10 protein-coding genes and 1 pseudogene are annotated in these 13,325 nt (G+C 59.2%); 4 read left to right on the forward strand and 7 right to left on the reverse strand.

The annotated features are described in order from the left end of the window. Positions 1-44: 44 nt before the first annotated feature. The 7 genes and pseudogenes from H9639_RS14210 to H9639_RS14240 all read right to left on the reverse strand — a co-directional run bounded on the left by H9639_RS14210 (position 45) and on the right by H9639_RS14240 (position 5,890). Positions 45-569: a DinB family protein gene (locus tag H9639_RS14210; protein WP_225219632.1), complete on the reverse strand. Its 525-nt coding sequence runs from the start codon at positions 567-569 to the stop codon at positions 45-47. Between the two features lie 92 nt (positions 570-661). Next, entirely contained in the window at positions 662-1,885 is a 1,224-nt protein-coding gene (locus H9639_RS14215) for an alpha-hydroxy acid oxidase (protein WP_191808738.1), read from the reverse strand. Positions 1,886-1,927: 42 nt separating this feature from the next. After that, positions 1,928-2,926 (reverse strand): ABC transporter substrate-binding protein, encoded by a 999-nt coding sequence (locus tag H9639_RS14220; protein ID WP_191808739.1) that lies wholly within the window; start codon positions 2,924-2,926, stop codon positions 1,928-1,930. 54 nt (positions 2,927-2,980) lie between these two features. After that, the gene (locus tag H9639_RS14225; RefSeq protein WP_191808740.1) at positions 2,981-3,706 is read right to left on the reverse strand and encodes a GntR family transcriptional regulator; all 726 of its coding nucleotides are present in this window, start codon (positions 3,704-3,706) and stop codon (positions 2,981-2,983) included. Between the two features lie 24 nt (positions 3,707-3,730). Then, on the reverse strand, positions 3,731-3,946 hold the full coding sequence (locus H9639_RS14230; protein WP_191808741.1) for a hypothetical protein: 216 nt from the start codon (positions 3,944-3,946) through the stop codon (positions 3,731-3,733). A 69-nt stretch (positions 3,947-4,015) separates the two neighbouring features. Then, positions 4,016-5,169 (reverse strand): annotated as a pseudogene (locus H9639_RS14235) (IS3 family transposase). A gap of 253 nt (positions 5,170-5,422) precedes the next feature. Continuing rightward, complete coding sequence (locus tag H9639_RS14240) at positions 5,423-5,890, reverse strand: sigma-70 family RNA polymerase sigma factor (RefSeq protein WP_191808742.1); 468 nt, start codon at positions 5,888-5,890, stop codon at positions 5,423-5,425. A gap of 1,273 nt (positions 5,891-7,163) precedes the next feature. Here H9639_RS14240 and H9639_RS14245 point away from each other — a divergent pair. Genes H9639_RS14245 through H9639_RS14260 form a run of 4 tightly spaced genes read left to right on the forward strand, consistent with a single transcriptional unit; the run spans position 7,164 to position 13,294 of the window. Beyond that, entirely contained in the window at positions 7,164-7,382 is a 219-nt protein-coding gene (locus tag H9639_RS14245) for a helix-turn-helix domain-containing protein (RefSeq protein WP_191808932.1), read from the forward strand. Position 7,383: 1 nt separating this feature from the next. Continuing rightward, on the forward strand, positions 7,384-10,662 hold the full coding sequence (gene hsdR, locus H9639_RS14250; RefSeq protein WP_191808743.1) for a type I restriction-modification system endonuclease: 3,279 nt from the start codon (positions 7,384-7,386) through the stop codon (positions 10,660-10,662). Then, complete coding sequence (locus tag H9639_RS14255) at positions 10,662-12,077, forward strand: class I SAM-dependent DNA methyltransferase (RefSeq protein ID WP_191808744.1); 1,416 nt, start codon at positions 10,662-10,664, stop codon at positions 12,075-12,077. The genes hsdR and H9639_RS14255 overlap by 1 nt, the downstream gene beginning before the upstream one ends. Positions 12,078-12,079: 2 nt before the next feature. Then, entirely contained in the window at positions 12,080-13,294 is a 1,215-nt protein-coding gene (locus tag H9639_RS14260) for a restriction endonuclease subunit S (protein WP_225219656.1), read from the forward strand. Positions 13,295-13,325: the final 31 nt, after the last annotated feature.

Here is a 13,325-nt window from a genome sequence, read left to right on the forward strand (position 1 = left end):
GTCAGTCTGCTCCAGCCATAGGCAGCGGCACAGGCCCTGCAGCTTTACGCGTCCGAACCGGAACGCGCGTCCAGGACCATTTCGCGCAGAATATCCGCGTGTCCGCAGTGCTGGGCGAGTTCCCGGAGCAGGTGCTGCTGAACCCAGCGCAGGGGCAGCGGTCCCCTGCGGTTCCCACTGAGGAGGGAATCGCCGTCGAGACCAGCAACGGCTTGGCGGGAGAGTTCAACTGCCCGGGCATAGTCGGCCAGGACCGATTCAATGGTGTCCGTTTCCGCCAGGTCAAAGGACTCATCCGGGGTCTCCGGGATCCCCAAGCCTGCGCGGGCAGCGCCGGTCACCGCTTCGCCGAACCAGACACGCTCCACGAATGCGGCGTGTTTGACCAGTCCCAGGAGGGTCGTCTTTGACGGCACCACCTTCCGGCGCACCTCGTCTTCAGTGAGCCCATCCAAGCTGGCGGCGAGCATGCTGCGGTGCTGGTCAATAAACGTGCCAATCTGCACGTCAAAGGGAGCGTGGTGGATGCTGGAGCTGTCGGCGTCGTGAAAGCCGTTCCTGTCGTACAAGCGGGTCCTCCGGTGGCTGCAAGAGGTGCCGGCCGGGTACCGGGCACCGCTCCCGCAGCCTAGCAACCACAGTGCCCAGCGGGCGCTGAGACTTACCGTTGCTCGGCAGCCGTTTTCCGCAGATGCTCCGGCTCCAGCTCGGCTAGGCTGGTCACCCCGATCAGCTGCATCACCAGGGTCATTTCCGTCCGCAGGATCTCCAGTGCCCGGTCCACTCCCTGGCGCCCGCCGGCCATCATCCCGTAGAGATACGCCCGGCCGATCAGGGTGAAGTCCGCCCCGGCAGCCAGCGCCGCGACGATGTCCCCTCCGGACATAATCCCGGAGTCCAGGATCAGCTGGGCTTCGGGCCCGACGGCGGCGCGGATCTCCGGCAGGGCCCTCAACGGAACCGGCGCGCGGTCCAGCTGCCGGCCGCCGTGGTTGGAGACCACCAGGGCGTCCGCACCACGGGCCAGGACGTCGACGGCGTCGGCCGCGGATTGGATACCCTTCACGATCAGCTTCCCGGACCAGTTCTCCCGCAGCCAGGCCAGGTCCTCCAGATTCAGCGACGGATCGAACATCGTATTGACCTGCTCGGCCACCGACGCCCGCTCCCCCTCGAAGTTGGCGAAGCCCAGCGGTTTGGTGGTCAGGAAGTTGAACCACCACTCGGGCCGGTAGGAGGCGTCGAGGATGGTCTTGGCGGTCAGGGTGGGCGGCAGGGTCATCCCGTTGCGGGTGTCGCGGTGCCGGGCGCCGGAGACCGGGGTGTCGACCGTAACGATCAGTGCCCCGAAGCCGGCGTCGGCCGCCCGGCGGATCAGGTCCAGGGAGCGGGGACGATCCTTCCAGAGGTAGAGCTGGAACCATTTATCGGCGTCGGGCGCTTCCCGGGCGACCTCCTCGATGGACACCGTGCCCATGGTGGAGAGGGAGAACGGAATGCCGAACGCGGCGGCGGCCTGCGCGCCGGCCACCTCACCCTCCGAGTGCATCAGCCGGGTCAGGCCGGTGGGCGCGATGCCCACCGGCAGAGCAGCGTCCACGCCGGCGATCTTAGCGCGCAGGTCCACCGCGGAGACGTCGCGGAGCACGCGGGGGTTGAATTCGACGTCGTCAAACGCCGCCCGGTTCCGCCGCAGCGAGTGCTCGAAAAAGCTGCCGCCGTCCACATACTCGAAGGCCGCCGTCGGGATCCGCCGCTTGGCGATGTCCCGCAGGTCCCAGACGGTGTTGGCCTTGGCCAGCCGGGCGCGGCGCCGGTCGGGATCGAAGGCTTTGAACTGCACAAGTTCGCGGAGTTCGGAGTACTGGGGAATTCGGCGCTTCATAACTGCTTTCCTGGTTGGTGCTGTGGGGTCTTCAAGCTGCGTTTATTCAATAACCGTGTCGGCGGTGTCGAGCAGTTCCTGCGGAACTGTGACGCCCATCCGTTCCGCGGCGCCCTTGTTGACGACCAGCAGCGATTCGGTCTGCTTTTCCACCGGCATGGTGGCGGGGTCTTCGCCCTCGAGGATCTTGATCGCCATCAGCGCGGTCTGGTAGCCGAGCTGCTCATAGTCCAGGCCATAGGTGGCCGCCCCTCCGGCTTTCACGGTGGCGCTGTCGCCGACGACGAGCGGCACCTGCTGGGTTTCGGCGGCTTCCACCACACTGTCGATCGCGGAGACCACGTGCGAGTCGGTGGGGACGTAGAACGCGTCGACGTCGAGCGACTGGGCGGCCTGCTGCACCTCGGCGGTGCTCGCGACGGAGGCTTCCTTGAGCTCCATGCCCAGCTTCTCCGCGGCTTCGCGGGCCAGGTCCACCTGGACCTGGGAGTTGACCTCGCCGGAGGAATAGACGACACCGATGGTCTTGGCATCTGGGGCAAGTTCCTTGACCAGCCCGATCTGGTCCTCGACCGGGCCGAGGTTGCTGGTGCCGGTGATGTTGGCGCCGGGTGCGTCCCAGGACTCCACGATGCCGGCTTCCACGGGTTCGGTGACGGCGGAGAACACCACGGGAATGTTGCCGACGGCCTGGGCCACGGTCTGGGCTGCCGGGGTGGCGATGGCCAGGACCAGGTCAAGGTCCGACGTCGCGAAGCCGGCGGCGATCTGGGTGGCCGTGGCTTGGTCGCCCTGCGCGTTTTGGTAGTCGTACTCGATGTCCTCGCCCTCGACGTAGCCGTTCTCGGTCATGCCCTTGATGAAACCTTCGCGGGTGGCGTTAAGGGCGTCGATGTCCATGAGCTGGGAGATGCCGACCTTGATCGGGCCGTCTCCCCCGGCGGCGCCGTCGTTGGCTCCTCCTTCGCCGCCGCAGCCGGCGAGGAACAGGGCGGAGGCGAGCAGCGTGGCGGTACCGAGGGTTTTGAGTGGACGCTTCATTGCGTTGCCTTTCGGGTCGGTGTGCTGGTCTGGCGTGGTTCTGGAGCGGCGGGGTTAGAGCGGTCCGGCGTTGTAGAAGGTGCGGATCATGGCAGCGTTGGATTCGAGCAGGTGGTTGTGCATGAGTTCCTGCGCGGCTTCGGCGTTGCCGGTGGCGACGGCGTCGAAGATGGCTTCATGCGCATCTTGTTCTTCCGCGGAGGCGAAGTGATCGCGGGCGGTCGGCATGAGGTGGTAGAACCGCATGACTTCGTCGGTCAGGCTGCGGTCTACTGCTGCGGCCCGGGTGTTGCGGGAGGCCTGGGAGCAGGTGACGTGGAAGTCGCGGGCTGCGGCGAGCCGGTCTTCCAGGGTGTTGCCGTCGCGGAACTGGTCTTCCACGAGGCTGCGCAGGTCCGTGACCAGGTCAGCGGTGACGTTGCGTGCGGCTGCGGCGGCCAGCGGGGGTTCGAGGATGAGGCGCAGGTCCATGACTTCGCGGACGTCGTGGAAGCTGAGGCTGCGCACCATGTAGCCCTTGCGCGGCAGCACATTGACCAGGCCTTCGACGGTGAGCATCTGCAGTGCTTCGCGGACCGGGGTCTTGGAGACGCCGTATTCGCGGGCGAGGTCGGGCTCGGTGAAGATCTGTCCCGGCCGCAGTTCGGCGCGGATGATCTGCCGCCGGATCATCCCGCGGATCCGTTCGGGTTGGGACTGGGTGGCGTCTTTGGTGGTGTCCGTGGGGCTGCCCCGGGTGGGGCCGGTGGGCAGCGGGAGGACGTTATCCGTGGACGTCATAATGTGACCTGCATGACAGAGATGCTACAGATATATCTCAGGGATACAAGAGGGCAGCTTGCCCAGGGTGCTCAGCACGGCGCCGGCTTCCTCGGCGGTGGCGACGCCGAGCATCATGGCGCGCAGGGTGTCGCCGGTCTGCACGATCGGCAGGTCGCCGCCCGGGAAGTCCGGCTTGGGCCGGACGGCGCCGGTGTCCACGATGACGTGGTCCAAGTTCAGCGCGCGGATGCTTTCCACGGTAGCCGGGGTATTCAGCTTGACGGCGATACGCAGCCGGACTGCCCCGACTTTTGTTGACTTGGGGTCTTAGGCAGTTATGAGCGCGGTTCGGTTGGTTGTTTCATATTCGATGGGCGTGAGTTTTCCCAGCCGTCTTTGTCGTCGCCGGCGGTGGTAAGTCCTTTCGATCCAGGTAGTGATGGCCAGCCGGAGTTCCTGCCGGGTGCCCCACTGCTGACGATCCAGGACGTTTTTTGCAGCAGAGAGAAGAACGATTCCATCGCGGCATTGTCCGCGCACGCACCCACCCGACCCATCCATCCATCCGGTCAGCCCGTGGTGCCGGAGCAATTCAACGAAACGGCCGGATCGAAACTGCGAGCCGCGGTCCGAGTGCAGCACCGTTCCTGACGGGCGGCGTGCCCGCACGGGGTTCTCCAATGTGCGGCGACGACGGCCAATGAGGATTTCATTCGCGAGTCCATTGAGTAGCCCACGATCCTGCCGGAATAGACGTCCTTGATCGCGCAGAGGTAGAGCTTGCCCTCATCGGTGGGTTGCTCGGTGATGTCGGTGAGCCAGAGCTCGTTCGGTGCCGCGGCAGTAAAGTCCCGCTCCACCAGATCCTCGTGGACCGGTGGTCCGGGCTTGCGGTTCAGGTCACGTTTCTTGGAGAACACCGACCAGATGCCGTGGTCCTTGCACAGGCGCTGAACTCTGTTCTCCCCGGCCGTGAAGCCTTTCTCCGGGAGTTCATAGGCAATGAAACGATAGCCAAACACCGGATCATCGGCATGGATCTCCAAAGCAGCGTTCACCAGGTGCGCATCGACCCAGTCCCGTTCCGTCACCGGGTTCGCTCTCCACCGACAATAGCCTTGCTTGCTGAATCCCAACACCTAAGCAGGTCACCGCCACGGGAATCCCTCCGGCGGCAATATCCGTGACCAGCGGGTAGATCATTTTGGGTTGATGTCCCTCGCCAGATAGGTGGCAGCCCGGCGCAGAATCTCGTTCTCCTGCTCCAACAAACGGTTGCGCTTCTTCAGTTCACGTATCTCGGCAGAGTGTGCCGTTGCCGGGGCGGCTCCGGCTTCCTTACGCTCGGCGATCGCAATCCAGCGCTTCAGCGTGGTGACCGAAAGTCCGAAATCCTTCGCAATCTGCGCCAGCGGAGCTTCACCCTTGCGGGCCACATCCGTTACACCCTGGCGGAACTCCGCCCCATAAGCCGTCGGCATGGTCAACATCCTTCCACGAGCACCAGCCCGCTAGGTCAAGGAGTCAACAAAACCGGGGGCAGTCCCGTTTCTCGGATAGCGACCTCGACGGCGACAGTGTCTGCGCCTGGCAGCAGGATCGCCATCTTCGGGCGCGGCTTAGCAGTGCCGAATACTGACCGAAGCAGTCGACCGCTAGGGCGTATCTGACGCACTGAGAGAGCTGCATCTGGGTTCGGAGTCTTCGCTACCCGGATTCGGGGCTGATTGCTCGTCAGAGGTTTCCTTCCTGAGCCGCACCCGGCGTGCCGCTCACGGGAAGGCCAGCGTCGTTCAGATCGTTAACCCCCGAGGCCAGCACCACTTCTTCAATCCGCTTAAGTGCCTTAGCCAATGTCTGCGAGATTGCCGCTTTCGATACTCCTCGTTCTGTGGCGACATCGACAGGGCGCTTGCGGTCATCGAAAAGAGCCTCAGCGATGGTGCGCTGCACTGGCGGTAACGCGTTGATCGCCGCGCGCACTACCTGAGCGCGACGAAGCTGAGCTTCATCGTCGAGGTTCGCCAGATAGATATCTTCAGGTGAAGGTGTGGCACCCACGGGCAGGTCGCCGTGCTCGTTCCAAACCTCGAACGACGAGAACTTCGCGCCGTCATGATCTTGGCGGTGGTAGTTGTGCCAGTTGTTGTACTCAGCACGGGAAAGCTGCACATCAGCTGCTTCCTGAGCGCTGCGATGCACGGGCTTTTCACCGTTGGGTCAGCGCACTGCTGGGGGTAGTCCCAGTCGATGAGCAGGGTTGCTTCGCTGTCGACGATTTCGAACGTCCCCGAACGAGATGACGCGAGGGTTGAGTTATGGGTCGGTTCTGACTTGATGATGAGTTTCATGACTCCTCCGCGTGGTTGCGGAGGAACTGCCGGAGAGGCTTCGAACTACGTGAGGGGTGAGTGCTGGAACATGTGAAGGCGGTTCACCAGGCGGTGACCGCCCTCAGCGGCTCCTGCAGTTCCCCCTGAAGTAGGCGAAAAGAAGCCAAGCTTGATCTGTATTGTGAACTCGGCGTAGCTAGCGCCCGAGCGGTAGAAGTTTGTGACCGGATGTCGCTCGTCAGCTCCAACCAGTCACCTGGATCGTTGCCACTCAAGAGGCTCCTGTGAAGCAACTAATCCCAAGCTACGGAGGAGGGGCATTCGAGAGCGCGACGAAAAACGACGAGATGCGACTAGCGTCAGACGACGCTTCTAAGGCAGGCAAGATTCCGCACAACCGGCGAAGGTGGATACGCGTCATCAAGTTCACAAACAAGCAGTTGGGTTTGCACTTATAAACTTCATCTTCAGGATTGTGTCGCGAGCAGGGTAAGATAGGTGCAGACAGGTTCGGATGAGCATCAGTGCTCTTCAGACGGACGCGTTGGGTGATGCGAGCCCAAGCTCGAAGATGAGGAGTGACGGATGGCAGACCAGCCCAAAAACACATATGCCCTCGGCGTCTTCTGTCAGCTTCTCCGCCCGTTCGTCACGCAGTATTCGCGTACGACGCAAGGGTTCATGAAGGACTACTTCGATGCGATTATCGACACAGAAGAGCTTGAAAACCCCCTCGCCACACGAAAACATCCCAAGTCCCGGCAAGACCTCAATCACTGCCGGGGCTTGGAAAGGCATAAACGAGACAGACTTTGCGAAGTTCTTCAACGGAAGACGTAAGTTACCCGCATGGAAAGCGAGCAGATTTCACCAGTATATTAATCAATCCAAGATTGAAGATCTATGCTCTGAGATCGGCATCGACGCTCTGCCAAGTTTCAGGAGAACCTCGCACGCTATGGCATCACGGTCAAAACGGTTGACGAAATTCCCGCTGCCGTTTTCCACATGAAGGGCCTCACCCTTGACGAATCGGCGGATCAGATCAGTTTCACAAAGAACCGCGGCCAAGGCCGCTACGGGTACTTGAAGGACGTCTATGACGTTGGGGAAGGAACAGACGAATGACGCACGAACCAGTATTGTCAATCAGCTACAAACCGTTGTGGAAGTTGCTCATAGACAAGAATCTCAAACGTCAAGATCTCCGCGAGATGAGTGGACTGTCCGGTGCCACCATCGCAAAACTTGGACGCAACGAGAACGTCACCACTGGTGTTCTCGTGCGCATCTGCGAAGCGTTGGGTTGCCAACTTCACGAAGTAGCAGAATTGGCTACAAACGAGGAAGCAGGTGCTTGATATGGCCTCGAACTTTGACTATCTCGCGGACACCTTCCCCTCGCTTGCGAACCTTGGTAGCATCGCCGAGGCATACCGCCAGTCTGACCCAAACTCTTCTCTCATGAAGCAGGGCATGATCGGCGAATCCATCGTGTCGATGATGTTCAAGTTCGACCGCGTGGAGGAGCCATACGAGAACAAAGCCGTAACCCGCATTGACGCGCTCCAACGCGAGGGGCTGCTTCCCAAGGACGTCGTCGATGTCCTGCATCTTCTGCGCAAAGCACGCAACAAGGCTGCCCACGATGGGTGGGGCGATGAAGCAGCAGCAAGCCAGTTCCTTCCCGTCGTTCATTCGCTTACCGGCTGGTTCGCCACAACATATGGCCCTGTAGATCTCACTGTTCCCGCGTACGCGCTTCCTGCCACCGGTACGGCTGCACCCGATATCCGGGCGTTGGAGCACGACGAGACTGCCCTGATTGCAGTCGACGAAGAGAAAGCTCAAGCGGCACCCGCAGTCACGAAGACTGCGCGACGCGAGCGTAGTGAAAAGGCAGCGAACCAGCGCCCACGCACCGAGGCTGAGACACGCCTGCTGATCGATGAACAGCTGCGGCAAGTCGGGTGGGAGGCTGACACTGAAACTCTGCGGTATTCCAAAGGTACGCGACCACAAGTTGGCAGGAACATCGCAATAGCCGAATGGCCGACAGATTCGGCTCTCGCAAACGGCGGCACACGTGGTTTCGCCGATTATGCACTCTTCATCGGCAATCAACTCGTGGCTGTCGTCGAAGCGAAGGCGACACACAAGGACGTTCCTTCAGTCTTGGATTACCAGGCGAAAGACTATGCCCAGACCATCAAATCGGAACACCGCGAACTCACACTCGGGGTATGGGGTGACTACCGGGTGCCGTTTATTTTCGCGACGAACGGTCGCTTGTACCTCGAGCAGTATCGAACCAAGTCAGGCGTGTGGTTCCGCGATGTGCGAAGCACCGATAACGCACCACGCGCGTTACAGGGCTGGTATAGCCCCACTGGACTTATGGATGTTTTTGAAGCCGATACCGGCGCAGCTAACAACGCGCTCGCAAACCTCGGCGATGATCTGCTCACCAACCCGAATGGGCTGAATCTTCGCGGCTACCAGATTGACGCAATTCATGCTGCAGAGGACGCGATTACCGGTGGGAAGGCTCATGCGCTACTCGCGATGGCTACTGGCACCGGCAAAACGCGCACCGTATTGGGGATGATCTATCGCTTCTTGAAGACCGATAGGTTCCGCAGGATCTTGTTCCTTGTGGATCGCACGAGTCTGGGGGAGCAGGCCGAAGACACCTTCAGAGACGTCAAGCTAGAAGAACTCATGACCCTTGATGAGTTGTACTCGATTCAGGGTCTCGAAGAAGCTGGCCTCGACCCTGAGCTACGAGTACAGGTATCCACCGTGCAGGGAATGGTTAAACGAGTCTTCTACAGCGACGGCTACTCGAAACCTGTCGTGTCAGACTTCGATCTCATCATCGTTGATGAAGCCCACCGAGGCTACCTGCTCGATAAGGACATGACAGAGGACGAGGCTCTATACAGAGACCAGTTCGACTATCAGTCTGCGTACCGAAGCGTGATCGATTACTTTGACGCTTCGAAGATCGCGCTGACCGCCACCCCTGCGCTTCACACAACGCAGATCTTTGGACAGCCCGTGTATACGTACACTTACCGGGAAGCGGTCATCGACGGTTGGCTCGTAGACCACGATGCACCGCACCGGCTCACCACGAAGCTCTCAAGCGACGGGATCAAGTTCGACAAAGGTGAAACTTTGCCGATTTACGATCCTGAAACCGGTGAGATCACCAACAGCGCAGAGCTTGAAGACGAGGTCACGTTCGACCTCGACCAGTTCAACCGGCAAGTGATCACTGAAGACTTCAACCGTGCGGTGCTCCAAGAAATCGCACAGGATCTTGACCCGACCTCCCCAGAGGTCTACGGCAAGACCCTGATTTACGCTGTCGATGATGCTCACGCCGACATGATCGTGAATCTCCTCAAGGACATCTACGCCGACTCCGGGGTCGACACCGATGCGATCATGAAAATTACTGGCAGTGTGGCGGGCGGCAACAAGAAGAAGATTAAAGAAGCGATCAAACGGTTCAAGAACGAACGCTTCCCATCAATCGTTGTCACCGTAGACCTTCTCACTACCGGCATCGACGTGCCTGAACTCACCTCACTTGTCTTCTTGAGGCGGGTTCGCTCGCGCATCCTGTTCGAGCAGATGCTTGGTCGTGCGACCAGGCTCTGTCCCGAGATCGGCAAGGAGAAGTTCGATATTTACGACCCGGTCGGTGTCTACGACGCTCTCGACCGTGTCAACACCATGAAGCCACTGGCAGCGAACCCCAACACTTCTTTCTCTGACCTCATCGAAGGCATCGACTTCGCCTCCGAGAATTTCGATAGCGAGGGCGAATCGCTGGCCTCCGTCATCACTCAGATCATCGCCAAACTGCAGCGCCGCACCCACCGAGTCAAAGGACAGGCAGCAGAACACACTAGTGATCTCGCGGGCGGGAAAGGGCTGAAAGAAGTAGCGGAGACTCTACGCGACATGAGCCCCGAAGATGCTGCCGAATGGGTGAAAGAACACTCCGAATTGTTCGATTACCTCGATGGCAACACATTCGGCGGCGCAAAGCGCCTCGTGATCTCCGACAAGGCAGATGAACTCCTCACCCACACGCGCGACTACGGAGACACCAAGCGCCCCGAAGACTACCTGGAAGAGTTCACACAATACGTGCGGAACAACCAGAACGAGATCGCGGCGCTCACGATTATCTGCACCAAGCCATCCGATCTAACTCGCGAACAACTCAAATCACTCAAGATGACACTCGACCGTGCCGGGTTCACCTCTCAGAAACTCTCCAGTGCTGTTTCAGAGATGACGAACACGGAGATCACTGCTGACATCATCTCTCTCGTACGCCGATACGCCATTGGCTCCCCGCTACTTACCCACCACCAATGCATCGATTTTGCCCTGTCGAAGATCCAGATCGAATACCAGCCCAGCAAGATTGAGCAGACCTGGCTCGGTCGCGTCCGCGACTATCTCGCCAACGAAGAAATCATCACCCGTGACACCTTCGACGAAGACGTGCGGTTCCGAAGCAAAGGCGGCTTCGCACGCATCGACAAAGCATTCAGAGGGCGGCTCGGAGCCGTCATCGAAGACATCAACACCTACATGTATCAGGAAGAATCGGCCTAGTGAACAACCAAGACATCGTAGCTAAGCTATGGAGACTCTCACACGTCCTCCGCGACGACGGCATCACCTACCACCAGTACGTCACCGAACTGACGTACATCTTGTTCTTGAAGATGGCCAAAGAAACCGGAACCGAGGATCAAATACCCGCCGAATACAGGTGGGATATACTCCGCACCAAGTCAGGCATTGAACTCAAACGCTACTACCGCAACCTCCTGCAACATCTCGGCGAAGAGGCCACAGGGCGCGTGCAGGAGATTTACGCCGGTGCGTCAACCAACATTGACGAACCCGCCAACCTCAAGAAAATCATCTCTTCCATCGACGCTCTTGACTGGTACTCCGCACGCGAAGAAGGCCTCGGCAACCTGTACGAGGGGCTACTCGAAAAGAACGCGAATGAAAAGAAATCTGGCGCAGGCCAGTACTTCACCCCGCGTGTGCTCATCGATGTGATGGTCCGGCTCATGGATCCTCAACCAGGCGAGAAGTGTAACGATCCTGCCTGCGGCACCTTCGGGTTCATGATCGCCGCGAACCAGCACGTCCGCGAAGCGACCGACGACTTTTTCACCCTCGGCCAAGACCAAGCAGAGTTCGAAGTCAAACAAGCATTTACAGGCGTCGAACTCGTGCATGATACGCACCGCCTCGCACTCATGAACGCCATGCTACACGGCATCGAAGCGCCCATCACCCTCGGTGACACGCTCTCACCACTCGGCAAGAACGTGCGCGGCTTCGACCTGGTACTCACAAACCCGCCATTCGGAACCAAGAAGGGCGGCGAGCGCGCAAGCCGTGACGACCTGACCTTCCCAACTTCGAACAAGCAGCTCAACTTCTTGCAGCACATCTACCGCAGCCTCAAACCTGGAGGGCGTGCGGCAGTGGTACTGCCTGACAACGTGCTCTTCGCCGATGGAGATGGCAGACGCATTCGCGAGGACCTTATGGACAAGTGCAACCTGCACACAATCCTGCGCCTTCCCACCGGTATTTTCTATGCACAAGGGGTCAAAACCAACGTGCTGTTCTTCGAGCGCGGCAAAACCGACAAAGGCAACACCAGTGGGATCTGGTTCTACGACCTGCGTACCAACATGCCATCGTTCGGCAAAAGGACACCGCTGACCACCGGGCACTTCACTGACTTCGAGTCCGCATACGCCGCATCCGACCGCGCCACTATTGCGGACGAGCGGTGGAGCCATCTCACGCGCGAAGAGATCGCGGACAAAGACGATTCACTCGACCGAGGCTTGCTCCGCGCCAGCGACAACGCCAACGACCTTAACGACATAGACCCCGGCCAGATGACGGCGGAGGCAGCCGACCTGCTCGATGAAGCAGTCGACCTGCTACGCACTCTCTCCGCAGAACTCAGTGTCAAAGACAACGAGGTCGAGTGACGATGGCGAGGAAACGCACACCCCCGCTGATCATCGACTTCGACAACATCCCCGTTGAAGCACTCGTACCCGAAGACGAACAGGCCTATGAGATTCCAGCGCACTGGAGATGGGTGCGGCTGGGATCGATTTGTAATTTGCTCTCTGGCCGAGATGAGCCTCTATCTGAATGCAATGCTGAAGGGACGGGTATTCCATATGTTATGGGCGCGAGCAACCTTTCAGACGCAGGGCTGACCATTGAACGCTGGATCGTGCACCCTAAGGTTGTCTCTAAGTCTGGCGACCTATTGATATCTGTGAAAGGTACTGTCGGGAAGCTGCATATCCAACAAGAACCCCAAATTAATTTGAGTCGCCAGATCATGGCAATTCAGCCCGGCGAACTAATAGAAGTGACCTACCTTCTGCAACATGTTAATGAGGTGCTTCAGGGCATCCAGCAACAGGCAGTAGGGCTCATACCAGGAATTTCCCGCGCAGTCTTGCTATCACTTCCAATCCCTCTACCTCCGCTTAATGAGCAGAAGGCAATCGTCGAGAAGCTACAGGCGACAAACCAAAAGATCGACAACATACTCGAACGCCTCGACCAATTCCTAGATGAGTTCCCGAAAAAGCAGTTCGCCCTAGTGCAGACATTGCTCGCAGGTTACGGCACTCCGAACTATGAGGCGAATCCACCTGAGGCATGGAGAGTTGAACCACTCGGTAAGATCCTAAGGGTCTCTTCAGGGAAGGGTCTCACTGCGAAAGAGATGCATCCCGACGGCAGCGTGCCTGTGTATGGCGGCAATGGGGTCACTGGCTACCATGATCAGGCTTGTTACCCTGCAGGCACAATCGCCATAGGTAGGGTGGGCTATTACTGTGGCGCTGTGCACATGTCGAAAGAAGAATGCTGGGTCACAGATAATGCTCTAGTCGCTCGATTTAACGAGGACGAGATTGACAAACAGTTTCTTTACTATCTGTTGGCCCATACGAATCTTCGAGTCAATACGAGTTCGAGCGCACAGCCGCTGATCTCTGGAAAGAAGATTTACGACATAGAAGTGCACGTACCTCAGCTTGACACTCAAAAATACATAGTGGCTGATATCGAACGCTCTGTAGACCAACTAGTCAAGGCTGAGTCAGCAGTTATGCAATCTAGGGAACTTCTGCTTTCCACTCGTAATGTGGTTCGTCAGCAAGCGTTGCGGGGGATGTCTTGAGTCTCGCATGAGAGAACTTTTTGGCGCGGGC

Origin of the sequence: Arthrobacter gallicola, from assembly GCF_014836775.1 — a bacterium.
Classification (GTDB): Bacteria; Actinomycetota; Actinomycetes; order Actinomycetales; family Micrococcaceae; genus Arthrobacter_B; species Arthrobacter_B gallicola.